This is a genomic window from Leucothrix arctica, from assembly GCF_003172895.1.
Classification (GTDB): Bacteria; Pseudomonadota; Gammaproteobacteria; order Thiotrichales; family Thiotrichaceae; genus Leucothrix; species Leucothrix arctica.
In genome coordinates, this window is sequence record NZ_QGKL01000039.1 from 37,492 (window position 1) to 64,116 (window position 26,625).

Sequence of the window (26,625 nt, forward strand, 5' to 3'; positions counted from 1 at the left end):
CCGAGGTTTATGTAGCCTTGGTATTCTAATGGTTATAGGGGTAAGAATGAAATGAGTATTTCGTAATGTTGCTGGATATTAACGGAGCAAATGGTGTTTGCTCCGTTAATGATCAGGATATGCTTTTTTTAAAGTGTGCTCACACGTGTAAATATACGTGTTTCAGCAGTGTCGCCATCAGTGGTAACTGAGCCACCCACTTGGATCTTGTCATCAATTTTGTACATTGCTGCGATATGACCGGCAACGCCTGAAGACTCTTCAGCGGTTGAAAACAATACGTCGATACCGCCTTTTAATTCAACGGTATCGCTCATCTGGTAGCGTGCACCAAAACCAACATTCAATGTTTGTTGTGATGAGCCGTTTTCTTTACCGTGCTTAATGCCAGCACGAGAGTAGTAGTCAGTATCTTCAGAGCTAGACTTATAAGCACCGATACCAACACCTATTTCATTTGAAGTAACACCACTCGCGATATCTGTTTGTATCGTCGCGGTTAGGTAGTGGTCGTTATTGATTTCCATTGATGCGTTTGCATCAAGGCTAGTGAATGAGTCATCGTCACCTGTTGTTGATGAGACACCGACATCAAAAAAGTCATATGAAAAATTACTTTGAGCGTAAGACATAGACGGAACAAGAAGTGCAGCTGTAATCACTGCCGATAGGTATTTAGTTTTTGAGGACATGGATTGACCTTTTTTTATTGTAATTTTCTGGAGGTATAATGGCAATCATAGCGAAACTTGTTACACGAGTGCAGCGCTTTGTGGATAAAAGGCTGCACCGTACAACTGAAACTTTCTTAAGTTTTAAGCCTTGTAAGTGCGCTCAACATACTGATTAACCAAGACTTGGAACTCCTCAGCAATATTGTCACCCTTAAGTGTTACTGTTTTTTCCCCATCCTCGTAGACGGGTGCAACAGGTGTCTCACCTGTGCCGGGAAGGCTTATTCCGATATTGGCGTGCTTGCTTTCACCTGGGCCGTTTACCACGCAACCCATAACTGCTACTGACATATCTTCCACGCCTGGGTGGTTATCTTTCCAAATAGGCATTTGGTGGCGTAGGTAAGATTGAATGTCTTCAGCAAGGTGCTGGAAGTATTCGCTAGAGGTACGACCACAGCCAGGGCAGGCGACAACCTGCGGCGTAAATGAGCGTAACCCTAAGCATTGCAAAATCTCTTGGCCAACGATGACTTCTTTTTCACGAGGAGCTCCTGGCTCAGGTGTTAGGGAAATACGAATCGTGTCACCTATGCCTTCTTGCAGTAATACCGAGAGTGCCGCCGTTGAAGCGACGATCCCTTTACTACCCATACCCGCCTCAGTAAGCCCAAGGTGTAACGGATAGTCACACTGTGACGCTAGGTCTCGATAGGTATGAATAAGGCCTTGTACACCACTTAGCTTGCAGGAAATGATGATTTTATCGTGCGCTAAACCATAAGACTCTGCTTTACGAGCGCTACCAAGGGCAGACTCAATCAGAGCGTCATGCTGTACTAATGCTAGATCGCGTGGTTGGGCGAGTTTTGCATTTTCATCCAGCATTGTTGCCAGTAACTCTTGATCTAATGATCCCCAGTTCACACCAATGCGAACGGCTTTGTCATAACGGCAAGCAAACTCAATCATGCTAGCAAACTGCTCGTCACGTTTTTTACCACGACCTACATTGCCGGGGTTGATGCGAAACTTACCTAACGCTTCAGCGCACTCTGGCACTGCGGTTAGCAGTTTGTGACCATTAAAGTGAAAGTCACCCACCAAAGGAACATTGTAGCCAATCTTATCAAGGCGTTCACGGATTTCAGGAACTGCTTTGGCGGATTCGAGATTGTTCACCGTAATTCTGACGAGTTCGGAGCCTGCTTTAGCGAGCTCTGCAACTTGCTGAACCGTGCGAACAACATCCGCAGTATCGGTATTGGTCATCGATTGAACAACGATAGGCGCATTACCACCCACTAGAACATGATCAATAGAAACGGGAACGGTATTGTGGCGCTTAATAGACTGCATGAGGCAACATTTTAGGAGTTTTGGGACTTGGAGTGTAGCAGAAAATGGCATAATCACCACGGCTCGGGTGACGAGTGATTATGCCACTTATAGACTTTATTTCGTGAGCTGAACCGGTGCTTGGCGAGTGCTTTGTGAACGGTTTAATATGCGTGACAATGTCTGTAAGTCAGTTTCGCTCAACGTACCTGCTGAATGTTTTAGTCTAATTGTATTAAGTAAAAACGTATTACGTGCAGTTGAGAAGGAGCTCTGTGCTTGGTAAGTGTCACTGTAAGCAAGCAATACATCTACTGCAGTACGAGTACCCGCTCTAAAGCCTTCTTCTGTTGCCTTTCTAGAAACCTCAGAAGAACTAAGAGAGCGTTGAAGCGCTTTGATCTGAGTCAAACCAGTCACAATGTTGAGGTAATAAGAACGTGTTTGCTGTGATGCAGAACGTTTTGTCGCTTCTAAATTTTGCATTGCTTGACGCAAACTAAAGCGAGCTTCTCTGACTTGTGAGTCTATTTTTCCTGAATCATAAAGATTCATACTAAACTCTAGACCAATCGATGCATCAAAAGATTGAGAGTCAGATGTCGACTCACCTTCAGAATAACCACCGTTGTGTCTGGCAAACATACTGACCGTCGGCTTCTTAGCTGCTCGAGCGATGTCCACTGCCTTTTGAGCGACTCGAACGGCCAGCTTGGAAATGATAACGTCTTTATTGTTGGTCGTTGCTGTCTGTGACCAAGCATCAATCTGAGTCGGAGCTGGAACAACAAGTGGCGTAGTATTGGTTGCACCACGTAAAACCTTGTAATAACGATTAGTCAGAGAGCGTAAGCTTTCAAGTGCAATTTCAACATTTTGATCAGCAACGACTATATCCGCAAGAGATTGGTCGTAACGGGACTGAGACTCTTTTAAGTCAGTAACCGCAGATCGTCCCGCTTCAAAGTAGGCTTCTACCTGCTTGTTTTGGCGTTCAATAGCATTCGCTTCAGCACGTGCTAATTCCGCACTGTCTCGCGCATTTAGAAAGGTAAAATAAGCTTCCGCAACACGTAGTATCAGGTTTTGCTGTTCTGAGATAAGAGTTTGTTCTGCTTGAGCAATAATAGAGTCAGTTTGTGAAAGCTGCTCTTGTAATGACTGGTTGTAAAGAGGTTTGCCTAGGCCCAGTTGATAAGAGCCGCTGGTCAGTAGGCTGTTGTCACCTTCACCAGCGCTCCAGCTTTGTGTGTCTTTCACAGTAACCGAGCCAGTTAGCGTTACTGAGCTTCCTAAGTTAGCTAATGCTTGTGGTCTTTTTTCTAAAGCAGCCAAGTAGCCCGCTTCTGACGCAAGTACTTGAGGGTCTGTCTCTTTAGCATGCTGGTAGACAGTAAATAAGTCTTCAGCGTGTGCAGCGCTACTAACTAATAGGCAAGCGACTACGCTTGAAATTAGTGTTCTGGCGGATACTTTTATTATCATCTCTTCTAAACCCTGTTAACCCTATAATGTGCTCATGTTCACTTTAAAGCGGTTTGGTAGATTTGCAATTATATTTACTGAAATTTTACATTCATATAATAGTTCTATGCTAATCATTATGCGCTTTATCTTGGTTAAACGTATGCTTGTAATAATGTTTTAGCTTGAGTTGCATCTTTTGCTATCTGTTCTTTAAGCATATCAAAGCTGTCGAACTTCTTTTCAGGCCTAAGAAACTTAATAAGCTCTACCTCAATGTGGCGACCATACACCGACTGGTCGAAGTCAAATAAGTGGGTCTCAAGGCGAGTTTCAATTCCGTCAACGGTTGGTCTATTGCCAAGGTTGGCGACACCTAGTAACGGGGTGTCACTTAGGCCTTTCACCTTTACGGCATAGACGCCATTAACCGTTGCTATATTGTCTTGAATCCTTAGGTTTAGTGTGGGGAAGCCGATAGTCCGGCCTAGTTTTGCGCCATGACGTATCCGTCCACTTAAACAGTACTTGCGACCAAGTAACTCAGCTGCTGCCGCTGTATCCCCAGACATCAGTTGTTTACGTATGCGAGTACTACTGACTCGTCCGTCGGTGTCTGCATGTGTCAGGCTGTTGCTTACCTGCATATTATGTAGTTTGCCCATGGACTCAAGCAGCTCGAAATTACCCTTTCTATCTTTACCAAAACAGAAGTCATCACCTACCACTAACGCTCGGACATTCGCAGCGTTTAAAAGGATGTTGGATACGAAGGCTTCGGCTGGCATCTTTGATAGCGCTTGGTTAAAACGCAGGCAAAGAAAGTAATCAACGCCCATCTCTTCTAGGTAACGACACTTGTCACGGAAAGGATAGATACGTGGTGATTGATGATCTGAGAAATATTCAGTCGGTAGTGGCTCGAAGCTAATAACAACCTTAGGTAGTGTGTATTGCTGAGACTGTCTTTCTAACTGTTGCAGTATGTGTTGGTGACCAAGGTGTAAACCATCAAAGTTTCCGATAGTAGCAACACAGCCATCCTTCAACGCAGCAATCTCTTTTATGTCACGAATTAGTTTCATATGGGGGCCTACTGCAATCCAGAGAAATTAGTTTGTCTTAATGCCTCATAAGTCACAATGGCAACGGTGTTTGATAAATTAAGGCTACGACTGCTGGCCAGCATAGGAAGTCGAAGTAATTGTTCTTTAGGCAGCTTCGACATCAGGTCTTCGGGTAAACCACGAGTCTCTGGGCCAAACAAAAATATATCACCTGCTTCGTAAGTCACTTCGCTGTAGTTCTTTTCAGCTTTAGTGCTAAAGGCAAAGATACGGTGAGTATCCTGTTCTTCTAAAAAGTGCTCCCATGACTCGTGTTCCTTGACGACCGTCAGATCACGATAGTCTAAGCCTGCTCGGCGCAGTTGCTTAGTTTCCATACTGAAGCCCAAAGGGTGAATCAGATGCAACTTGCAGCCAGCGTTGGCACAAAGGCGAATGATATTGCCAGTATTAGGCGGGATTTCTGGTTGATATAATGCGATTTGAAACATGGTAAACCAAGGGATTTAAGCAGGTAGTCAGCATACAGGATTTCGAGTGTGTTCATAAGTCGTTATGGTCTGAGAAGCTAAAAACAAAGAAAGATAACAAAAGTTTAAAAAACTGGTTGACGGAGTGAAGCTAAAGCGGTTTAATAGCGCCTCTTTCGCGGCCGAATAGCTCAGTTGGTAGAGCAGCGGATTGAAAATCCGCGTGTCCCTGGTTCGATTCCGGGTTCGGCCACCACGAAAGAAACTAGTTAAAAACCCTCGTTACATCTCCTACATTATTAAAAATCCGTTACACGCTTTCCAGCCTAAAGTTGTACACCTAATTATTTCTCAGTTTTATACTCCCTCTCTATTTATAATACTATTGTGTGACGCTGCTTAGTGTCTAAAGTAATTCTCAGCTTTCAATTCAATAATACTTCATTGTTAAATCAATAATATTTACTAATAACAAAAATCGATTCATTGAATAAGATTAATTAATTTATATTAATTAGATGCTTTCCTTATAGTGCTTGTTACAACAAACCATAGGCGGGGGGCTTAATATGGCTACAATGATAGATTGTGATAGCAATCATGATATTGTTAGGTTTAGTACTGAGTTGACGCATCAGTCACTGTCTGATCTTTGTAATGGGGATATTCTAGTCATCAGGGTTCCAAATTATTATAGTTCTATAGCATGCGAAAAAATACTATCTAATCTTGATAGTGAGCAGAAGATCACAGAAAAATACGATAATGCACCTGAGTTAGATATCTACCGATTGGGTATGGCATATTTTGAAACACGTTTTAATAAAAGCCTTCTTGATACTTACTTTTCATCCTCTGACAAATTTCATGAAGCCGTTGAAGATATTTGCTATCCACACACCACGCCACTGGAGGAGTTTGTAAAAGACCTAGATGATTTATGGCCTGCTGGAGCGACTATTCAAACGTTAGAAGACAAAGATATGATGCCAGGCTTGGTGCGTGTCATTTTGCAAGATCAGTTATTCCCGCCTCATCAGGACATGCTCACTCGAGACGTCCCTGACCTACCTAAAAAAGATCACCCGATATCTCAGTTAGCCGTTAATATTTATCTAAGAAATTTTGAGGAAGGCGGAGAGCTAGAAATATGGGACTATGCGCCTGATGATACGGAGGTTAAGCAGCTTTACACGGGTGCGCATGACTTCATTGATCGCAATAAGATTCCGGTCAGTAGCTTAACGATAAAACCACAGGCAGGGGAGCTTATACTCATTCAGTCCAGCAAACTTCACTCTGTGCGTCCGGGTACGGGTGGAAACCGCGTGGCTTTTTCTTGTTTTAGTGCCTATCGTGGAGAAGATAAACCTCTGACTTACTGGATATAACCTGAGTGCTAATAGTTCTAGCGGTTGATATAATGTAGCGGCACGCGACGGGTTATGCCAGTGAATAAGGTATACGCGATGGTGCTACTGTTAATGGCAACGCTATTTGCGGTGACATCACTTCCCCATAACTCAACGGGTGCGCCTTCTTTGATATGAGGTAGGTGAGTTAAGTCCACTGTTAGCATATCCATAGAGACTCTACCAATAATTTGGCTAGGATGTCCATCGATAGAAATGGGCGTACCGTCAGCTGCGTGTCGAGGGTAACCGTCGGCATAACCGATTGCTACGACACCGACGCGCGTCGGTTTTTCGCATAGGTAGCGTCCACCGTAACCAATTGTTTCGCCTGCTGCGATGTCTCTAATCGAGAATATTGCAGAGCGTAATGACATAGAAGGTTTTAGTTGCTGGCGTGACTCATGTTCATCACCCAGAGGTGTTGAACCATAAAGCATAATACCTGGGCGGATAAACTGCCCGTGAGAACTAGTATGAGCCAATACTGCCGCAGAATTTGCGGCTGAAGTACCATTACTCAGTCCTGTAATCACGTTATTAAAGCGGTCTAATTGTGTATTTGTAATGAGCGCAACAGGGTCGTCAGCGTGAGATAGGTGAGTCATAAGGACTAATTCATTCACCTGTGGCGCATTTGATAGTAACTCATAAGCAGCGGGTGCAGCTTCTAGCGAAAAACCTAAACGATGCATGCCGCTATCTACCTTTAAAAAGGCATTGATAGGTTGGTTAAGTTTGGCATTGAGTAACCAATCTAGTTGTTGCTGAGTTGAGACTGCAATACTTAAGCGGTGTTCGTCGACTAATAGCATTTCACATTCTTCAAAAACCCCTTCTAATAATAAGATAGGGGTTTTGATACCCGCTTCACGAAGCTCTAACGCTTCCTCGGAGCAGGCTACACCAAAGGCATCTGCCTCTGGTGCAAGCGCTTGCCCAACTGCAATAGCACCATGGCCATAAGCATTAGCTTTTAAAATGGCAATCGCACGCGAATTTGGCGCAGTTGCTTTTGCTAGCCGATAGTTATGGCGAATAGCGTCAAGGTCGATAATTGCGTGTGCTGGGCGTGCCATTAGCTTTTTACGGTGTGTTAAACAACCATAACTCCTTCAACTTCTACCTGCACGTCTAGTGGTAGCTTTGAGATTTCAACCGCTGCACGTGCAGGGAATGGCTCATCAAAGTAACGCACCATGACTTCATTTACTAAAGCAAAGTTGCTTAGATCTGTTAGGTAGATATTTAATTTAACGATATCTTTCGGTGACCCACCCGCAGCTTCTGTTACTGCTTTGAGGTTACGAAAAACTTGGTCTGCTTGCTCAGCGAAGTCTTGTGTTTCCACTTTCATTGTTACTGGGTTAAGCGGAATTTGGCCCGATATATAAGTCGTGTTACCAGCGGTTACGGCTTGAGAATAAGGTCCGATTGCTGCAGGTGCTTTGTCTGTAGAGATAATTTTTTTGTCTGTCATGGGTGTGTCCTTAAGTTTAGATGTAGCTGTTGATTAAAATATTACAAGCGGAACTATACCAAGCAGATGATTGATGATATCAACTGCTTATTTCATTGTATAGCAGGTTTTTTAACTATTTATTCTTCCAGTAATGAGTGGGATGGCTCTGAAAATACTTTCCACTTACCTTTTGGTATATCTCTGAACACTTCTTCGAAGCGACTGGTATGTAGATTAGAGCCTTCCACAGCGCGAATTAGAATGTGTTTTATGTTGTGAGGGTATTCACGATAAATACGTGCATAGACCTCAGGGTCTTTTTCGCCACTATCACCAATTAAAATAAACTGGTGCTCAGGGTAGCGATCAATAATATTCATCGTCTTACTGATTTTATACACTTCAGAAGAGCCAAAGAACTTAAAGAAGCTACGATTAGTTGGGTTGAAATTACGTAGGTTGAGCGAGCCTTTAGGGTAGTACTGATCAAGTAAAGGCTTGAGTAATGGGTACATCTGCCAAGGTGATGAAGACAAATAGTGAAAGTACGCACCTTCATTTGATAGGTGTTGGAAGAATGCGGGCATACCTTCAACAGCGTGATAGTCCTTAAAAAATACACTTTGAATCAGTGCTTTTTTGTCTAACACGTTGCTGGGTTTCAGTGTGTCATCAATATCTGAAATAACGGATAGCCCTTGGCGAGGGATCAGTTGTGTTTCTGCGTAAAATGTTCGCTCATCACCCTCTGGCATGTGAACGGGTATTTTAACCCAGTCGCCAGTGTTTCCAGATTTGGAGCTGATATCAAATAGTGAGTGACCATTCAAACCGCTGCGAGGAGAGGTGTGGATTTGGTTGTCGAGCTTAATGTTGATGCGTTTGTTGCTTTCATTATCGACTAAAAACCACTTAATTCGCTCTTTGAAGACAGGTAGCTTTGTCTGCTCTTCAGTAACATCCATATACTCTAGTAGTTCTGCAACCGCTTCGACACTCAACATTCTGATGATGCTGTTTTTGTCTAACTCGTACAGCCAAACGTGCACAGGAATTTTCCATACGCCATCTTGGTTTTGGGTCGCGCTCGTTGGGAAAAAGATAATGTCTTCATCTGTTTTGAGAGGAGAGCCGTGAAGTACTAAGCTAGGTGCAGCCATCAGCAGACCCGGTCCGATTTTCAACAAGCGTTTGATCAGCGTTAGTTTGGCGGTCAGTGTTTTTTTCATATCGAGCATCTACTTAAAAGTTGTTAGTCGTATTACTTATGCTTCATCGTAAGCTCGGCGAACTTCTTCGCCAATAATCTCAATGCCTTGCTCTAAAACGCTTTCATCTTGTGCGTAAGAAACACGAATGCACTCTTGAGTATGTTGCCAGCCAGACTCAATACCAGGGAAAAAGTTTTGCCCCGGAATGATCAGTACGCCACGCGCTTTGAGTCGCTCGTAAAGCACCTGACTACTAATGGGTAAGCCGTCAAACCATAACCAAAGGAAGATCGCGCCTTCAGGCTTGTGGATATAATAAGGCAGCTCACCCAGATCTTGCTTAAATAGACCGACTGCAAGCTCTGCACGATTGCCATAAAAAGGAGCGATGTATTCCTTGCTCATTTTCAGAATTTCAGCACTTTTAAACCACTCAACAGCCATGGATGGACCAAGGTTGCAGCAGGATAAGTTGGCCACTACGCTAGCATTGCTATATGCCTGAATAGTTTCTTCATTTGCCACGATAATACCCGTACGTACACCCGGTAAACCTAGCTTGGAAAGACTCAATACTAATATCGTATTGTCGTTCCAATGTGGCTTCGCGTCATTAAATAGGATACTTGGAAACGGTAAGCCATAAGCGCCATCAATAATGAATGGGATGTCATTTTCTTTGGCAATGATATCAAGCTGCGCGATTTCGTTATCGGTTAGCACATTTCCCGTAGGGTTGGTCGGGCGTGATACGCACAGTGCTGCTGCGTTATCTAAGTTTAGATTGGAAAAATCAACACGGTACTTAAACATATGGTCACCCAAATGCTCGATCTCAGGGCGGGTTGCGGTAAAGAAGTTATCGCTCAAACCGATATCGCTATAGCCGATGTACTCAGGTGCCATAGGTAGGTGAATGGAGCGTTGTTCACCGTCACTGGTTTTACCCGCCAACATATTAAATAAGATAAAGAAGGCTGCTTGGCTTCCGTTTGAAATGGCAATGTTTTGCTCGGTCAGCTCCCAGCCGTATTGCTTTGACAGTAATTCGGCAAGTGCTCTACGAAACTGGCGCTCACCTTTTGGTGACTGGTAGATGCCTAGTAGACTGCTTAATTGTTCTGGATCTGCGCTGATTTCTGCCATACGCTTTTGGAAAATAGCTTCCATTTCCGGAATTCGCGCAGGGTTACCGCCACCAAGAAACAGCATGTCTGGGTTTTCACTGAGCGCAGAGCTAAGATCATCCATGAGTGAGACGATACCTGTTTCTGCTGCAAATTTTTCACCAAAAGCGGAGAGTTTCATAAGGCCTACCTGTGACGCGTTATTAATTTTTCAAAGGCTCATGTTCTCATATTAAGGCGGGGCTGGGATAGGCTTGTGATATAGTGATTTTGACGGGTAAAACTAGCAATACATAGAGGAAAATGTATGAACTTTTGCAGTGAATGTGGTGATAAAGTCAGTCTAAAAATCCCAGAAGGGGATACTCATTTGCGCCATGTTTGTGATGGGTGTGAGACGATCCACTACGTAAACCCTAAAATAATTACTGGCAGTCTGCCGATTAGTGGGGACCGTGTTTTGCTTTGTAAGCGAGCAATCGAGCCGCGCTATGGCTTGTGGACGCTGCCGGCAGGGTTTATGGAAAACGAGGAAACCGTTGCCGAAGGTGCCGCGCGTGAAACTCAGGAAGAAGCGCATGCCGAGGTGAGTGATTTGCAACTGTACACGGTAACAAGCGTTCCAAGTGTAAGTCAGGTGCATGTCTTTATGAAGGGCGATTTGGTTGATGATAGCTACTCAGCGGGCGAGGAAAGTTTGGAAGTCGAACTGTTTACGGAAGATGAAATTCCTTGGGATGATATTGCGTTTAGTGCGGTTAAATCGACGCTAAAGCACTATTTTGAAGACCGTAAAACAGGCGTGTTTCCTGTGCATACCACTGATATTCGACACAGGTAACTAACCATGTTGCGTCTAATGCTATTAGCGGTAACGGTCGTAGGTCTTCTTCTTTTGTTGCTCGTCATTTATCTGGGTTATCGGAAAATACGCAAGGGTGTTTCTAGTGCGTGGGATAAAAGTGTTGAAGTCGTTTCCGAGCAACAAGAGCGCTGGAAGCATCGTGAAGAGTTAGATAAGCTGCCCGATTTTATGCAGAAAGCATATCAACAATCAGAGCAGATTGAGCAAGATACAGAGTCGTTAATCTCTGACTGGCAGACGCTATTAAAACCGCTTAATAGCGAAATGCAGCAGATCTTAAATACAACGGCTAATAATCTTGAGCGTGCAGAAAAAAATCGAAGTTTTTATAATACAAGTTTACCGGCATATGCGGCGTTTGTAGCGAAGTTGAAAACAGACCATATGCATTTAGATAATGCTGAAATACAAAAAGCTAAAGAAAATCTAGTGGTATTTACAGAAGATTTTCAGCGGTATGAAGGTGGAGTTCAGAAGGCCCGTCGTTTTGACTTTGATGTGCTAATGGATGTGATCAAAATACGTTTAAAAAATCGCTAGTGGAGAAAGTATGAGTATCGTTTTACTGATTATTGTTGCGCTAATTTTTGTGGGAGTGTGTTGGTTACTCATGCAGCCTGCGAGCTATGAAGTGGTTCGTCGCCGCGTAATTAAGGTGAAGCCAGAAGAAGTTTATCCGTTAGTTGCTGACTTTAAACATTGGTCTAGCTGGAGTCCGTGGGTGATACATGAGCCGAACACTGCGCTTGAATATGGCCCAGTAACCGATGCTAAAGAGGGTTGGTATGCTTGGGAAGGGCGGCATATTGGCGCTGGAAAAATGGTGCATAAGTCGTTAGTAGAAAATGAGTCTATTGAGCAGAGTTTGGCTTTTTATCGGCCTATGAAATCAAATAGCCATGTGTACTGGCGTTTTAATCCAATCGGCGACTATACCGAGGTGACATGGGGAATGCGCGGCAAGATGCCGTTCCTGTTTCGCTGGATGAGCAAAATGATGGATGGCTTTGTTGGTACGGATTATGAAATCGGCTTGGGTCTTTTGGCGATGAAAGTGGGTGACATGAGTGAGCCATTTGAACTCGAGTTCCCTGGCGAAGTTGAGGTTGAAGCACAAGACTATATTGCTAGTCACTTTGTAGGCTCGTTTGATGACATGAAAGCAGTTATGCATGAAGCGTTTCCAAAAGTTATGCAGGCGGTGGCCTATGGTGGCATGGCAGTGAATGGTGCGCCATTTACGCTCTATCACGACTTTGATAAGAAAAAACAGCTAGTGGTGTGTGATATTGCAGTGCCAGTCGTTGAGGCAAAGCATGTTGAAGGGCTTATTAGTGGTACGTTATTAGGTCAAAAATACTCTCGTACAACGCTCAAGGGTAGCTATGATCATCTTGAAAAAACATGGCACAGTGCCTTTAGTCACGTGCGTATGTATAAGTCTAAATTGCTTGTAGGTAAGCCGATGATTGAACGCTATATGTCTGACCCTACTGAGTCGGAAGGTCTGGATTTGGTCACGTATTTAGATTTGCCAATCAAATAAAAGCTAGAAGCAATGACTAGATTTAGGGCGTAAAATTTATCGCTAAATGTTATCCTTTGCGCCTTCTTAACGGCATAGTTTCAAAGGATTAGGCATGAATACCCCAACCTCGATCACCATTCGCACACCTGATGATTGGCACCTACACCTACGTGATGGTGAGATGCTAAAAGCGGTTGCGGGATATACCGAAGCGCACTTTGCTCGCGCGATTATTATGCCAAATCTTGTACCTCCAGTGATTAAAACTGAAGATGCAGTGAGCTACCGAGAGCGCATTTTAGGTGCGTTACCCGAAGGTACGTCGTTTAACCCGTTAATGACGTTATACCTAACTGAGCAAACTGATCCAGCTGATGTGCGTCAAGGTTTTGCGAGTGGCGCGATTACTGCTGCGAAGTTGTACCCAGCGGGCGCAACCACAAACTCAGATGCTGGCGTTAAAGACGTTGAAGCGATATTCCCTGTACTTCAAGCCATGCAAGACATTGGTATGCCATTGCTTGTGCATGGCGAAGTGGTTGATGCGGATATTGATATCTTTGATCGTGAAGCGGTATTTATCGAGCTTATTTTGTCTGGCGTTCGTAAAACATTCCCAGAGTTGAAAATTGTCTTAGAGCATATTACGACAGCTGATGGTGTTGCATTTGTTAAGTCTTGCGATAGCAATGTGGCTGCGACGATTACACCACACCACTTAACGATTAACCGTAACGCGATGTTGGTTGGTGGCATTCAACCGCACTACTACTGCTTGCCTGTGGCAAAGCGCGAAACGCATCGTTTGGCGCTGGTTGAAGCGGCTACTTCTGGCGACCCTCGTTTCTTCCTTGGTACTGACTCGGCTCCGCACTTAGATGGCGCGAAAGAAAGTGCGTGTGGTTGCGCGGGTATTTTTAATGTTTCTGTGACGATGTCGGTATTGGCGCAGTTGTTTGAAACAGAAGGTAAGTTGGAAAACTTGGAACGCTTTACGTCGCTTAATGGCCCAGCGTTTTATGGCTTGGCTGTGAATGAAACGACAATGACCCTGACTAAGGGTGAGCAGGCGATTGATATTTCAGAGAAGTTGAATGTTGCGGGTGGACAGATGACTATTTTTGACCCTAAGTTTGAGTTGTTTTGGACGGTTGGTTCTTAACAGTTATATGTGGCTGGGTGAGAGTAGGTGCCATAAAGTGCTATTTATTCTTGCTCGGCTGGTTTAGTTTTATTGGGGTAATTATAAATGAAAAAAATACTATTTCTTTGCAGTCAAAATAAGCTAAGAAGCCCTACAGCAGAATCAATTTTTTGTAACAAAGAAGATTGGGATGTTAGATCAGCTGGTCTCAATGCTGGAGCCAATGTGTGTATAAGCATAGAAGATGTTGAGTGGGCAGACTACATTTTTGTTATGGAGCAGACGCATAAAAAGAAACTGCAGAAAAAGTTTCGGGAGCAGATAAAAAATCAAAGCATCATTTGTCTAAGTATTCCTGATAACTATGACTATATGGAAGAAGAACTTATAAGAATTTTGAAAGCGAAAGTTCCACAATTTGTGACTTAAATTAGGCAGCAAAAGTCACTTTTATATATAAGGAGCTAAGTATGTACCAGTTATATTGAGAGTGTAAATCTACCTGTGTAAGTGCCATTTTGGGTTAGTTACAAATAATCAGTTAATCGCTCTTCAAATTCGATGGCCTCGGCACCCCCCTGAGGGGAATAAAACGATTGAGTGCCGATTTCCAATTGCGAATCGGCATATTCCACTTTTTCGAGGTTTCTTGAATCGCTTTGCGGATATCTTTAGGGTAGATAAATAGTGTGCTCAAGTTGGTCATATGGTTGCGCCATGAGCGGCTAATGAGTGGGTATTTTTGATCCCATTTTTCCGCAAACCTTTCTGGAGTAGATATGAGTTGGTTTTTTGATTTTATCTTTTATTGGCCGTTAGTTATTATTCTGGAAACATACCAGTTTATAAGTCTTCTTAGGAGGGCTGGTATTGACATACCATATATAAATTTAGGGATACCGGGTTATCCCGATACTTTATATTTTTCATATAGAAAAAATAACAGTCCTTACTGCATGTCTCATATTACAAGCATGAGGTATGCAATAAGAGTTTTTGTTCATATTATATATATTGTTTCAGTATGCGTGTTTGTATACAAAATAATGTAATCCCTCGAAAACTAATAGATATCTTAGCTAGAATGTTTAGAGCATAAACAGATGCTGATGTTAGAGTTTTGAGCTGACCAAATTTAATGGTATTTGATGAGCTTAAGCACGGAGCTAAACATGTACAAACTATACTACTACCCCAACAATGCCAGCCTAGCGCCTCACTTCCTACTTCACCATATGAACTTGGAATACGAGCTGTTGTTCGTCGACAAAAAAGCCAAATTCCAAAAGTCAGCAGAGTACCTAAAGCTAAACCCCGCAGGTGTTATTCCAACGCTAATTGAAAATGGTCAGCCTCTCACTGAAAGCCCTGCAATCTGCATTCACCTATGTGAATTTCACCCAGAACAAGGACTTATTCCGTTACTTGGTGATCCTCTACGACCGTTATTTTTCCAATGGCTTGCCTACCTAAGCAATACACTTCAAGCTGATCTCATGTTCAGTAACTACGCTCACACGCATACCAATGATGAGCGCACGATCCCCAATATCGTTGCCGCTCAAAGCGACCGCATTGCAGACGCCTTGTCGATCATCAATGACCAGTTGGAAGGTAAGCAGTATTTATTGGGTGATCAATTAACAGCCTGTGACTACTTCCTATTTATGCTGGCAGGTTGGTCTTTTCATGGGGCAACGTCACCCTTAACATTTAAGCATCTTGCCGCTTACTTAAAACGCATGACTGCAAACTCAACAGTGCAGGCTGTTTGTGAAATTGAAAGCATAGATCTATCGCCGTTTCAGTCTTAAACGGCAAGTTTCGTCTCCAAAACACCAATAACATTTTCGCATAGCTTATTCGTTAATATGATTGGATATTAGCTTCTCGAATATCTAAGGTGAAGTCAGGCTACGTTTTGTTGTAGCTGATACTGAGGAGCGTTTAACCATTATCAAATACTCTTCTCAGTCACCTTTCCACTAAAGTTTGATTAAGTGAGACTTCTATGCAAAAGCTATTTTCCCGATTGATATTACCAATATCGTTTCTGATATTGAGCTTTGGTCAGGCTCAGGCCAACACGTTGAATATACATAATGGTTCTGACCCTGCGTCACTAGACCCTCATAAGGTATCTGGTAACTGGGAAGATAGAATCGTTAGTGATGTTTTTGAAGGCTTAGTAGCTGAAGATAATACAGGTGGCACAATACCTGGTCAGGCTGAAAGCTGGACTGTTTCTGACGACGGCCTAGTGTATACCTTCAAACTACGTGATGGCATCGTCTGGTCAGATGGTAAGCCTGTTACGGCTGGTGACTTCGTTTTCGGTTTTCAGCGTCTGATGAATCCAGAAACAGCAGCGGGTTATGCGTATATCCAATACTTAGTAAAAAATGCTAAGGCGATCAATAAAGGCGAGATCAAAGACTTAAATGAGCTGGGTGTTAAGGCGTTAGACGATAAAACGCTTGAAATTACACTTGAGTCACCAACGCCTTACTTTGTGGGCACGCTTGCTCACTTCACGACTTTCCCAATTCCAAAGCATGTCGTTGACGCTAAAGGTAGTGAGTGGATCAAGATAGACAACATCGTTACTAATGGCCCTTATACGCCTACTGAGTGGGTGCCAGGCTCTCATGTTTTAACAAGTAAAAATGATAAGTATTATGGTGCTGATAAGGTAAGCATCGATAATGTGAAGTTCTTCGCACTTGATGACACAACGGCAGCGCTTAAGCGTTACCGCGCCGGTGAATTTGATATCATGACTGACTTCCCAACGGATCAGTACGAGTGGATGCAGAAGAACTTACCGGGTCAAGCTCAGGTTGTTCCTTCGGCGAGTTTGTACTACTACTCAGTGAACACTCAGAAAGCACCGTTTGATAATGCTGATGTGCGTAAAGCACTTTCAATGGGTATCAATCGTGAGGTGATTGGACCTCAGGTATTAGGTACTGGTGAGATCGCTGCTTACTCTTGGGTTCCACCGGGACTGGCTAACTACACCTCTGCTCAAATCACTTGGAAAGACTTGCCATACGGCGAGAAAGTAGCAGAAGCAAAGAAGCTATTAGCAAAAGCAGGCTTTACCAAAGACAAGCCACTAAAGCTGCAGCTACGTTATAACACCAATGATAATCATAAGCGTATTGCGGTTGCAATTGCGTCTATGTGGAAGCCAATAGGTGTGCAGGTTGAGCTTTATAATACTGAAACAAAAGTACATTACGCTGAAATCGGCCAAGGTATTTTAGATGTAGCTCGTGCGGGTTGGGGTGCAGATTACAACGATGCAGATGTATTCCTTAAATTGCTAAGATCAGGAACGCCGTACAACTATGGTCGTTACAGTAACAAAGAGTATGACGCCTTAGTGAATAAAGCGAATGTAACTTCTGATGTTGCTGAGCGTGCCAAGTTACTTCAGCAAGCTGAGCAGATTGCATTGGATGAGTCAGCATCATTTCCGATCTACTATACTGCGACTAAAAATGTTGTTTCGCCAAAGATTAAAGGCTTTGAAAACAACCCGTTCGATATCCATCCTTCACGTTGGCTGACTAAGGAAGATTAATTAGCAGCTACGTTTTTTGAGTCGGAATACCTTCGGCTCATTTGGACGTGCCATCAAACGTTAACAACGCTGGTGGCATGTTTCATTTTCAAAAATAAGGAGGGTAGATTGACGTGATTAAATATGCATTTAACCGTCTACTAACCACGATTCCAGTACTTTGGATTGCGATTACCGTATGTTTTTTCATATTACGAATGGCGCCTGGTGGCCCGTTTGATGGTGACCGCCCACTACCCGAAGCGATTAAAGCGAATCTGGCAGCACACTATAATTTAGATAAACCCCTGATTGAACAGTACTTCATATATGTAGGTAATGTGCTTCAAGGAAACTTGGGGCCGTCGTTTACAACGCCGGACTTTACCGTGAGTGAGCAGCTTGCTGTTGGCCTGCCATACACGTTGATTCTGGGTGGCGCTGCATTTTTTGTATCACTGGTTATCGGTGTTGCAATAGGTGTCTACGGTGCATTAAAACGAAATAGTTACCCTGACCATATATTGGCTGCGATTGTTCTAATGGGTTTGGTGGTCCCCGGTTTTCTGGTTGCACCGATTCTACAACTGATCTTTGGTCTGAAATTGAACTGGCTTCCCGTTGGGGGCTGGGGGGATGGCTCGATAAGCTATTTGGTTCTGCCCGTGACGGTTTTATGCCTGCCTCATATCGCACGTATCTCACGACTCACGCGTGGTTCGATGATAGAGGCACTTAACAGTAATGCCATCCGTACTGCTTATTCCAAAGGATTGAGTGACACGGCGATTGTTTGGCGTCATGCACTCAGGCCTGCGATGATGCCGGTGTTGTCTTATCTTGGCCCAGCCGCTGGATTTTTGCTGACAGGTTCATTAGTCGTGGAATCCATCTTTGGTATTCCGGGTATTGGTCGTTACTTCATTAATGCGGCGTTGAACCGTGACTACGGCATGGTGCTCGGCACCGTTGTGTTCTACATGGTGCTTATTATGGTGCTTAATTTGCTGGTGGATATTTTCTACGCCTGGCTTGATCCGAGGGTAAGAACACGATGAGTATTCGGTCACTTAAAGAAAATATTGTAGAAGATACGTTTACAGCAGATAAAGAAACGGGCGGCCGTAGTTTGATGCAAAGCGCGGCCTTGCGTTTTTATCGTAACAAGGCAGCAATGCTCTCCTTGATCATTCTGTGCCTACTGATTTTATCCGCCATCTTCGGGCCTTACCTTATTCCGTTTGGTTATGAAGATCCTGATTGGGCAGCTTTTCGTTCACCGCCGTCATGGGACTCAGGACATTACTTTGGAACGGATCAGAATGGTCGAGACTTGCTGGCACGAACCCTTTACGGCACACGTATATCGCTGTTGGTAGCACTAGTTGCGACTGTCGTATCAGTGGTTATCGGTGTGAGTTACGGTGCTGTTGCTGGTTATATCGGTGGCAGTATCGATCAGGCAATGATGCGTTTTGTCGACATTATGTATGCTTTGCCCTACATCTTGTTCGTGATTTTGCTGATGGTTATTTTTGGTCGAAATGTATTTTTGTTGTTTGCAGCCATAGGCGCTTTGGAATGGCTAACGATGGCGCGAATCGTACGTGGTCAGACGTTGTCAATAAAAGAGCGTGAGTTCATTGAAGCAGCACGTGCTACTGGACTCAGTACCTCAGCGATTATCTTCAAACACATTGTGCCAAATCTGACTGGGCCTGTAGTGATTTATGCGGCATTAACCATTCCAGAAATCATCGCGACAGAAAGCTTTCTTTCTTACCTGGGTTTTGGTGTTCAAGAGCCACTAACGTCACTAGGTACATTGATTGCTGATGGCGCAGGTGTGATGGAAGTATTGCCTTGGTTATTATTTTTCCCAGCCGGTGTGTTGGTGACTTTACTGATCAGTTTGTTATTTGTGGGTGATGGCCTTCGAGATGCCTTTGATGCTAAGGAGCTAAAGCGATGAGTCAGCGTATATTAACCGTTTCAGACTTAACCGTAAGTTTTGATACAGACGATGGTGTTGTTCAAGCTGTTCGTGGCATAAACGGGTATTTAGATAGAGGCGAGTGCTTAGGCATTGTGGGTGAGTCGGGTTCGGGCAAAAGCCAGACATTCTTAGCGGCGATGGGTTTGACCAGTAGTAACGGTCACACCAATGGCAAGATAGAGTTTAAAGGCCAAGACTTACTAAGTTTAAAAAAGTCTGAGCTGAATAAAATTCGTGGCGATAAAATGTCTATGATTTTTCAGGATCCACTGACCTCATTGACTTCTCATCTGCCCATCGGCAAGCAAATGCAGGAAGTGCTGCGAACGCATCGTAACATTGGTGGGCGTGAGGCGATGGCGATTTGTTTGGACTGGTTGGAGCGTGTGCAAATGCCAGAAGCCAAGCGACGTCTTAAGCAGTATCCGCATGAGTTATCTGGCGGTATGCGTCAGCGTATTATGATTGCAATGGCGATGCTTTGTGAGCCAGATCTGTTGATTGCAGATGAGCCAACCACAGCTTTGGATGTGACTATTCAGGCTGAAATACTCGACATCATGGATAACTTGCGACGTGAGCAAGGAACGGCCATTGCGCTGATTACGCATGATATGGGTGTGGTTGCCAGAATGTGTGACCGCATTCAGGTAATGCGTCACGGTGAGTATGTGGAAGAAGGCTCGGTAGAAGATATTTTCTATAACCCTCAGCACGAGTATACCAATATGTTATTGGACTCTGTGCCGCACATAGATGTGACTGGTGCAAAGCCTTCAAAGGTTAGCAAGGTTGCGATCTATGAGGATGGGGGTAGAGATTTTCTGCGTGCTGAAGATCTTCGTGTTGAGTTTAAAGTGGCGCGTGGCATGTTTGCTAAACCTGCTATTTTACGTGCGGTAGATGGTGTGAGTTTTGACCTACAAGCGGGTGAAACTTTAGGTATTGTTGGCGAGTCAGGTAGTGGTAAATCTACTTTGGCGCGTGCTGTTTTACAGTTGATTCCACCGACCTCTGGCACGGTTAGTTGGTTAGGCTCACCGTTGAATAATATCCAAAAGGATGAACTCAAAGCTAAGCGTCGTGATTTGCAAATTGTGTTTCAAGATCCATTAGCTAGTCTCGATCCATCTAAACCTATTGGTGCTTCGATTATGGAGCCGCTGACGGTATTTGAAAGTCAGCTGAGTAAAGCAGAAATGCGTGAGCGGGTTAACGAAGTAATGCTGAGAGTGGGTCTGAATGCTTCGTTTATTAATCGTTACCCGCATGAGTTATCGGGTGGGCAAAATCAGCGAGTAGGTATTGCACGAGCGATTATTACCAAGCCTAAATTGGTGATATGTGATGAAGCGGTATCAGCACTTGATGTCTCGATTCAATCGCAGATCATTGATCTGTTAATGGATTTGCAAAAAGAGTTTGGTCTGTCGTTTATCTTTATCTCACATGATCTATCGGTAGTTTGGGAAATCTCGCATCGTATCTTAGTGTTGTATCTAGGGACGGTTGTTGAGCTGACGGATACGAGTAGTTTATTCAGTAACCCGCAGCACCCATATACGCAGCAGTTGATTTCCTCTGTGCCTTTGCCAGATCCAAAAATAGAGCGAAAACGTCAGCGGATTAAGTTGGTAGGAGAGATGTCTTCACCAATGGACCCTGCAGCGCGATTACGCTTCTTGCCGTCGAAAATGCACTTAATGAAAGATGGCTATATTCCAAAGTTGGAAGAACGCTTTCCTGGGCACTTTGTGGCGGAGCATGATGATATTAGTGAGCTGCTGATTAGCTAGCTAAGCTAACTATGGACTCAACTTCTCGATTTTGAGGTTGGGTTATATGGGAGATTATTTACATTTTTGGGAGCGCTGGCTCAGTGAAGTTAGATGTTTGAAACTCTGACATTTCACTGGCCACCTTTTTCACTGATTCGGCAAATGACTCTAGTGAAGGGTGATGTCGCGTACCTGTTGGGTAGGCTAAGTCGTAGGTGTAGCTAACGTGTGGCTCAAAACGGCGAGTGACAACATCTCGCCCGCCCCAGACACGAGCAGAGAAAGGTTCAATCACCCCTACGGCCATGCCTGCGGCGATCATTGCATACCCAGTGTGAGCAGCGTCAATGTCGATGGTTCTTTTTAGGGATGTGCCTACGCTTTCAAGGCTATCACTGATCTTGTTCCAATAGTTTGGTTGCTTGTCTGAGATGACGGATAACACAGTTTCACCGATCAAATCCTCTGGTGTAATGATGTCTTTTTTAGCCAGAGGATGATCTTTATGAGCAGCAAATACAAAGCGTGCACAACCGATATGCTCGCTGTTAATGCCTATTAAATCAGGAAACTCCAACCCAATGGCAATATCAATGCTATTTGCCTGAAGTTTGGTAATTAAGGGGGCTATGTTATCGGTATAGATAATGACACGTTCATCGGGGTGGTACTTGCGATGTTCCAGCAGTACCAATGGCAATAAAGAGGCAGCCAAAGAGGGAGTGCATGAGATTTTTAATTGTTTGGGTTGCTTGGTGCGAATTTGTTCTGCTAAACACTCCAATTTATCAAAGCCTAGAAAGCTTTCCTCGACAGCTCTAAAAAACTCAATGGCCTCTAAGGTTGGTTTTAAACGACCTTTTCGGCGGTCAAATAATGAAAAATCAAGGGAGTACTCAAGGTCACTGATTAAGCGACTAATAGCGGGTTGGGATACATTCATCTCAGCCGCAGCAGCGGAGGTTGTGCCACATAGCATAACGTTTCGAAATGCTTCTACTTGTCTGAATTTCATATCGAATCATAACCTTTAGTTATTAAGTATAACTTAATATGCTTTGATGTTAGCTCATTTCACTACTAAAGTGAAAGTCGAGATAGTGACAATATCTCACTTAATAATAAGAGAACGTTGAATGAATCGTAGCTATCCACGCACTTTATATAATCTCCCCGACGATACTGTTGAGGCGTGGCTATTCGAGCCTTTTGAATCTCGCTTACAGGTAGAGAAAGCGTGGGCTGCTCGTGGCAAGAACCTCAAACTACATTGCGCTTATAAATCGCTGTTACACACCGTTTTAGAGGGTCAGCTGGGTAAGGGTGTAAACGATGTCGTTATCCGTTATCCAGTGATTGACGGTGATGAGCCGCAGCGTTTCCGCTTGGAATGTTATCCCATTACTGGTTTGCTAGACGGCGTTGTCAGTTTTGAGCCCTGTAAAGCGACAGTAACTGAGGGCGAGTTACCCTTTTATGAAATAGTGACTGAGAATGTCATTCAACGTATTTCCGCTCCTGTGCGCTGGGTCACGAGTAAAACTCAAAAGCGACAGCTTGTTGCTTGCGGCTGGGTTATCAACCAGCAAGGTGAGGGTCGTTACCTCGCCACAGAGTTTGACTCTATTTATAACGATGCCTGTCAATATGTCGCTGACTTACCTTTGCTTCCAAAAAATGAGAATAATGGGCCATTCTTTGACCGCTTAATGATTTCCATTGGTTTGCCGATGCCTGATGTTCCTTTGGCGATTGGTAGTAATGCGATTTCATATATTGAGGCGATGCATGAGGATCTTTATTTTACGGCTTTGGAGATTATTGAATATCGTTTAAGCGCTCTCAATCGCGGTAAAGAAGTGTTGGGACAAATTGTTCCTGAGGTTGTTTTTGCGGATGAGCCAAGTTTGTTAATAAGCATAGAGCAGCACTCACTACCTAGTGACATTGAAAATCATGTTTCGGAGAAAGTGGCTAGCTTAAATCGTTTAGAACACTGGCTTTCCCCGCTACAAGTATTAGATCAATTGGCCGCACTGTCAGGCGTGCGTTTTGATGCAGAGTCACGCCAAGGGCGACCAGTGCTCGGTTGTGCAGTGATTAATGGTGCTCCGGTGAAACTGGCTATTTCAGGTGGGCAACATGCTAACGAAAGTAGTGGGGTCGTCGGTGCACTACGCGCAGCACACGTTTTAAAACAAAGAGGTAACGTGGATTTCACGGTATGCCCATTGGAAAACCCGGATGGATATGCGCTATTCCAGCAGCTCTGTGAAAAAAACCCAAATCACATGCATCATGCGGCGCGCTATACCAGCACGGGAAAAGATTTAACCTGTGGTACTTCTCATGAGTCACTGATTCGTGGTTTAGCAAAGGCGCAATTGCAGGCAGACGTACACCTTAATTTGCATGGTTATCCTGCTCATGAGTGGACTCGGCCATTGTCGGGTTATGTCCCTGAGGGCTTTACGGCGTGGACGATTCCGAAAGGGTTCTTTCTGATTTGCCGTTACCACGCTGGGTTTGAGGCACAAGCGAGGATCCTGCTTGATGCTGCTATTCAAGCAGTGATTGGGTTTGATGCACAAAAGCAGCAGAATATTGAGATGTTGCAGAACTTTTTTCCAATTGTTGATGGTAGCCATTTCGAAGTTGCTGAAGGCGTTGTTCCGTATGTTTTTAGTGAGGATAATGGCACAGATTATCCTATTGAAATCATAACGGAAGCACCTGATGAAACCGTTTATGGTGAGGCATTTATGGTCGCGCATGAAAGTCATTATCGAGTGGTATTGGCAGTTGCTGATGAATTAGCTAAATGAGTTAAAGCCATCGCAAAACTCGTATAAAATACCTCGATGAAAACACTTCTCTGCATACCTCCCATGACTCAGCTCAATACGCCGTACCCAGCGACTGCGTATTTAACGGGCTTCCTTCGCGAACAAGGTTACGAGGTTGAACAACGTGACCTTGCCATCGAGCTGTTGCTAACCTTGTTAACGCCCGAAGGTCTTGAGCAAATATTAAGTGTGGTTGAGGATCACTACGCAGACTTTGATGATGACGAATTGCCTGATGCGATTTATCAATTCTTTTCAGAGTTTGAACGTTATCAACAATGTGTGTTACCCACAATTCGCTTCCTTCAAGGTAAAGATCCAAGTCTTGCGCTACGTATAGTCTCGCGCCGCTTTCTACCAGAAGGCCCCAGTTTTGAGGGCTTAGAAGGTTTAGATGAAGCCACAGGTGATGTGCTGCAATGGGCATTTGGCGAGCTAGGCACACAAGACAAAGCCAAGCACCTTGCGACTCTATTTATCGATGACTTGGTGCAAGTAATTCACCAAGGCGTGGATGTAAACTTCAAAATTTCTCGCTACGGTGAAAGCCTTGCGGCATCGAACCCTCACTTTGATGAGTTATATGCGATCTTAAATGGTGAGGTCGGTCTAGTTGAAGCGACCTTGCAGCACCTACTGATCAATCATTTAGAAGATGAGCAGCCAGATGTTTTAGGGATCACCGTGCCTTTCCCCGGCAATATGCTGGGCGCATTACAAATGGCGCGTGCCTGTCGTGAGCACTCACCGAACACTCGCATTGTGTTAGGTGGTGGCTATGTTAATACCGAGCTGCGCAGCTTAAGAGACCCACGTATTTTTGAGTTTGTGGATTACATTATTTTGGATGATGGCGAGCAGCCGCTGTTAACGCTGTTTGATCATCTTAAAAACGATACACCAACAGCAAACTTACACCGCACTTTCTTCCTAGAAAACGGACAAGTGCAGTACCAACGTCAGAGTGACTTACCCGATATTCCACACGGCGAAATCGGTACGCCTGTTTACCAAGGCTTGCCATTAGAATCGTATTTGTCGCTGTGTGAAATGCTTAACCCAATGCACCGGATCTGGAGCGATGGCCGTTGGAATAAACTGACGATGGCGCATGGTTGTTATTGGACGCAGTGCAGTTTTTGCGATATCGGTTTGGATTATATTGGTCGATACGATGAAGCAGGCGCAGATATTATTGTTGAGCGCATGGAAAAGCTGATTGCTGAAACGGGTCAAACAGGTTTCCATTTTGTTGATGAAGCCGCACCGCCAAAAGTTATGTTTGCGATGGCCAAAAAGATCATCGAAAAAGGCCTGACAGTCACGTGGTGGGGCAATATTCGTTTTGAAAAGACCTTTACCCCTGAGCGTTGTCAGCTGCTTGCAGACTCTGGTTGTGTAGCGATTTCAGGAGGCTTGGAAGTAGCGTCTGATCGTTTGCTCAAGTTAATGAAAAAGGGAGTGACCGTCGAGCAAGTAGCGCGTGTGACCAAGGCATTTTCAGATGCAGGTATCTTGGTGCATGCTTATTTGATGTATGGATTCCCATCGCAAACCGAGCAAGAAACTGTTGAGTCATTAGAGTATGTGCGTCAGTTGATGAAGAATGAATGTATCCATTCGGCCTATTGGCATCGTTTCTCTGCAACGATTCACAGTCCTGTCGGGCAAAAACCTGAAGAATACGGCGTGACGCTATTACCGCCAGATGATGCACCGTTTGCCAATAATGATATTGAGTTTGTTGACCCTGTAAAAGCGAATCATGAGTTGATGGGGAAGGGCTTGAAGAAGGCGTTGTATAACTATATGCACAAGCTTGGTTTTGAACAACCTGTGACGTTTTGGTTTGATAAAAAACTGGCGAAGCCAAAAACACCTGCTGACTTTATTGAGAAGGCGTTAGCTAACGTACCAAAAGAACGCAAGGTCATACCGATACAACAGAAAGCACAGTAAAACAGCGGTACTGGCGACTTTATTCTATACTTTTATAGAATATAGAAGGAGTCAAATATGAAGTTACACATTCCTCAAGTAGCCTTGCTAATTAGTCTATTAGGCGCGAGCTTGCCCGCTCACGCTACCAGTAGCGCTTACGCTGATTTTTACATTCCTTATAAGCAGGTGCAGAGCGATTATACTTGCTTGAATCGCCAAACGATGGAGGCCGTTTTCGGTATCCCGCTGGCGAGTATTGTGAAAGGCGTTTTTGCAGAAACTAGAACCTACCACCAGTCTATGGTCGGGCCGGGTACTTACCAAAATATCAATCTGCTGGCTAATGAAACAACCGTACTAGACCCAGTACTGAACTTTGATCGCTTTAATGAGAGTGAAGTGTTTGATTACTCGTTTACTCTCGATCTAGTAGCACTGAATACGGAAAACGGTGGTAGTGGAGCAGGACGACAAAAGACCATCGATACTGCCAAGCTAGCGATTATCGCCATAATAAAAACAGCTGAACTAACCCATAAGGAAGGCAAGTTTCGTGTGTGGATTAACTTTGAAAACTTGCCACTAGCGAATAATTTAGCCGGCTCGGTAGTGCACTCAGGTGGAACTGATTGGCCAAGTTGGCCATATACTGCATCTAGTCCTGTTTATCAGCAATATCTGAGTGAGGCGATTCACGAAGATTGTTAATGTTTTGATTGTGAGAGTTTTTATTT

The 26,625-nt window shown here is 44.1% G+C and carries 24 protein-coding genes, 1 tRNA gene and 1 pseudogene; 15 read left to right on the plus strand and 11 right to left on the minus strand.

All coding sequences use genetic code 11. The annotated features are described in order from the left end of the window. Positions 1-128: 128 nt before the first annotated feature. The 5 genes from DKT75_RS14310 to trmL form a co-directional block, all read right to left on the minus strand. Complete coding sequence (locus DKT75_RS14310) at positions 129-692, minus strand: transporter (protein ID WP_109824120.1); 564 nt, start codon at positions 690-692, stop codon at positions 129-131. Positions 693-815: 123 nt separating this feature from the next. Then, entirely contained in the window at positions 816-2,033 is a 1,218-nt protein-coding gene (gene ispG / locus DKT75_RS14315; protein ID WP_109824121.1) for a flavodoxin-dependent (E)-4-hydroxy-3-methylbut-2-enyl-diphosphate synthase, read from the minus strand. Between the two features lie 96 nt (positions 2,034-2,129). Continuing rightward, positions 2,130-3,497 carry a TolC family outer membrane protein gene (locus DKT75_RS14320; protein WP_109824122.1) on the minus strand — a complete coding sequence of 456 codons (1,368 nt, stop codon included), beginning with the start codon at positions 3,495-3,497 and terminating at the stop codon, positions 2,130-2,132. A 134-nt stretch (positions 3,498-3,631) separates the two neighbouring features. Then, a complete protein-coding gene (gene ribF, locus DKT75_RS14325; RefSeq protein WP_109824123.1) occupies positions 3,632-4,561 on the minus strand; it encodes a bifunctional riboflavin kinase/FAD synthetase in 930 nt (309 codons plus the stop codon). A gap of 8 nt (positions 4,562-4,569) precedes the next feature. After that, entirely contained in the window at positions 4,570-5,034 is a 465-nt protein-coding gene (gene trmL / locus DKT75_RS14330) for a tRNA (uridine(34)/cytosine(34)/5-carboxymethylaminomethyluridine(34)-2'-O)-methyltransferase TrmL (RefSeq protein WP_109824124.1), read from the minus strand. Positions 5,035-5,193: 159 nt separating this feature from the next. Here trmL and DKT75_RS14335 point away from each other — a divergent pair. Together DKT75_RS14335 and DKT75_RS14340 are read left to right on the plus strand one after the other, a co-directional pair. After that, a tRNA-Phe gene (locus DKT75_RS14335) sits at positions 5,194-5,269 on the plus strand. Between the two features lie 313 nt (positions 5,270-5,582). Next, positions 5,583-6,404 (plus strand): 2OG-Fe(II) oxygenase, encoded by an 822-nt coding sequence (locus DKT75_RS14340; protein WP_109824125.1) that lies wholly within the window; start codon positions 5,583-5,585, stop codon positions 6,402-6,404. A 17-nt stretch (positions 6,405-6,421) separates the two neighbouring features. Here DKT75_RS14340 and alr read toward each other — a convergent pair whose 3' ends face one another. The 4 genes from alr to DKT75_RS14360 all read right to left on the minus strand — a co-directional run bounded on the left by alr (position 6,422) and on the right by DKT75_RS14360 (position 10,406). Beyond that, positions 6,422-7,504 (minus strand): alanine racemase, encoded by a 1,083-nt coding sequence (gene alr / locus DKT75_RS14345; RefSeq protein ID WP_109824126.1) that lies wholly within the window; start codon positions 7,502-7,504, stop codon positions 6,422-6,424. A gap of 17 nt (positions 7,505-7,521) precedes the next feature. Further along, a complete protein-coding gene (locus DKT75_RS14350; RefSeq protein ID WP_109824127.1) occupies positions 7,522-7,905 on the minus strand; it encodes a RidA family protein in 384 nt (127 codons plus the stop codon). 119 nt (positions 7,906-8,024) lie between these two features. Continuing rightward, the gene (locus DKT75_RS14355) at positions 8,025-9,116 is read right to left on the minus strand and encodes a phosphatidate phosphatase App1 family protein (RefSeq protein ID WP_158278881.1); all 1,092 of its coding nucleotides are present in this window, start codon (positions 9,114-9,116) and stop codon (positions 8,025-8,027) included. Between the two features lie 36 nt (positions 9,117-9,152). Continuing rightward, entirely contained in the window at positions 9,153-10,406 is a 1,254-nt protein-coding gene (locus DKT75_RS14360) for a valine--pyruvate transaminase (protein ID WP_109824129.1), read from the minus strand. A 126-nt stretch (positions 10,407-10,532) separates the two neighbouring features. Here DKT75_RS14360 and DKT75_RS14365 point away from each other — a divergent pair, with 126 nt between their 5' ends. From DKT75_RS14365 to DKT75_RS14385, 5 genes are all read left to right on the plus strand, one after another. Then, positions 10,533-11,066: an NUDIX hydrolase gene (locus DKT75_RS14365; RefSeq protein WP_109824130.1), complete on the plus strand. Its 534-nt coding sequence runs from the start codon at positions 10,533-10,535 to the stop codon at positions 11,064-11,066. A 6-nt stretch (positions 11,067-11,072) separates the two neighbouring features. Continuing rightward, the gene (locus DKT75_RS14370) at positions 11,073-11,630 is read left to right on the plus strand and encodes a hypothetical protein (protein ID WP_109824131.1); all 558 of its coding nucleotides are present in this window, start codon (positions 11,073-11,075) and stop codon (positions 11,628-11,630) included. A gap of 10 nt (positions 11,631-11,640) precedes the next feature. Then, positions 11,641-12,636: an SRPBCC family protein gene (locus tag DKT75_RS14375; RefSeq protein WP_109824132.1), complete on the plus strand. Its 996-nt coding sequence runs from the start codon at positions 11,641-11,643 to the stop codon at positions 12,634-12,636. A 94-nt stretch (positions 12,637-12,730) separates the two neighbouring features. Further along, positions 12,731-13,780, plus strand: coding sequence for a dihydroorotase (gene pyrC, locus DKT75_RS14380; protein WP_109824133.1), 1,050 nt, complete (start codon positions 12,731-12,733; stop codon positions 13,778-13,780). A gap of 87 nt (positions 13,781-13,867) precedes the next feature. Then, the gene (locus DKT75_RS14385) at positions 13,868-14,191 is read left to right on the plus strand and encodes a low molecular weight protein tyrosine phosphatase family protein (protein WP_109824134.1); all 324 of its coding nucleotides are present in this window, start codon (positions 13,868-13,870) and stop codon (positions 14,189-14,191) included. Between the two features lie 98 nt (positions 14,192-14,289). On the opposite strand, the pseudogene DKT75_RS22290 reads toward DKT75_RS14385, so the two are convergent. After that, a pseudogene (locus DKT75_RS22290) lies at positions 14,290-14,531 on the minus strand (IS256 family transposase); the annotation flags it as partial. 403 nt (positions 14,532-14,934) lie between these two features. On the opposite strand from DKT75_RS22290, the gene DKT75_RS14395 reads away from it, so the two are divergent. The 5 genes from DKT75_RS14395 to DKT75_RS14415 all read left to right on the plus strand — a co-directional run bounded on the left by DKT75_RS14395 (position 14,935) and on the right by DKT75_RS14415 (position 21,122). Continuing rightward, positions 14,935-15,576 (plus strand): glutathione S-transferase family protein, encoded by a 642-nt coding sequence (locus tag DKT75_RS14395; protein WP_109824135.1) that lies wholly within the window; start codon positions 14,935-14,937, stop codon positions 15,574-15,576. Positions 15,577-15,773: 197 nt separating this feature from the next. Next, a complete protein-coding gene (locus tag DKT75_RS14400; protein WP_109824136.1) occupies positions 15,774-17,351 on the plus strand; it encodes a peptide ABC transporter substrate-binding protein in 1,578 nt (525 codons plus the stop codon). 113 nt (positions 17,352-17,464) lie between these two features. Continuing rightward, positions 17,465-18,388 carry an ABC transporter permease gene (locus tag DKT75_RS14405; RefSeq protein WP_109824137.1) on the plus strand — a complete coding sequence of 308 codons (924 nt, stop codon included), beginning with the start codon at positions 17,465-17,467 and terminating at the stop codon, positions 18,386-18,388. Next, the gene (locus DKT75_RS14410; RefSeq protein WP_109824138.1) at positions 18,385-19,302 is read left to right on the plus strand and encodes an ABC transporter permease; all 918 of its coding nucleotides are present in this window, start codon (positions 18,385-18,387) and stop codon (positions 19,300-19,302) included. The genes DKT75_RS14405 and DKT75_RS14410 overlap by 4 nt, the downstream gene beginning before the upstream one ends. Further along, positions 19,299-21,122: an ABC transporter ATP-binding protein gene (locus tag DKT75_RS14415; protein ID WP_109824139.1), complete on the plus strand. Its 1,824-nt coding sequence runs from the start codon at positions 19,299-19,301 to the stop codon at positions 21,120-21,122. The genes DKT75_RS14410 and DKT75_RS14415 overlap by 4 nt, the downstream gene beginning before the upstream one ends. Before the next feature lie 58 nt (positions 21,123-21,180). Here the strand turns inward: DKT75_RS14415 and DKT75_RS14420 are convergent, their stop codons facing one another. Next, positions 21,181-22,119 (minus strand): LysR family transcriptional regulator, encoded by a 939-nt coding sequence (locus DKT75_RS14420; protein WP_109824140.1) that lies wholly within the window; start codon positions 22,117-22,119, stop codon positions 21,181-21,183. 121 nt (positions 22,120-22,240) lie between these two features. Here DKT75_RS14420 and DKT75_RS14425 point away from each other — a divergent pair, with 121 nt between their 5' ends. The 3 genes from DKT75_RS14425 to DKT75_RS14435 all read left to right on the plus strand — a co-directional run bounded on the left by DKT75_RS14425 (position 22,241) and on the right by DKT75_RS14435 (position 26,599). Next, positions 22,241-23,929: a M14 family zinc carboxypeptidase gene (locus DKT75_RS14425; RefSeq protein ID WP_109824141.1), complete on the plus strand. Its 1,689-nt coding sequence runs from the start codon at positions 22,241-22,243 to the stop codon at positions 23,927-23,929. Between the two features lie 63 nt (positions 23,930-23,992). Beyond that, positions 23,993-25,909, plus strand: coding sequence for a B12-binding domain-containing radical SAM protein (locus tag DKT75_RS14430; protein WP_211665444.1), 1,917 nt, complete (start codon positions 23,993-23,995; stop codon positions 25,907-25,909). Positions 25,910-25,966: 57 nt separating this feature from the next. Beyond that, positions 25,967-26,599, plus strand: a complete 633-nt coding sequence (locus DKT75_RS14435) for a hypothetical protein (RefSeq protein WP_109824143.1) — start codon at positions 25,967-25,969, stop codon at positions 26,597-26,599. The last annotated feature ends 26 nt before the right edge of the window (positions 26,600-26,625 follow it).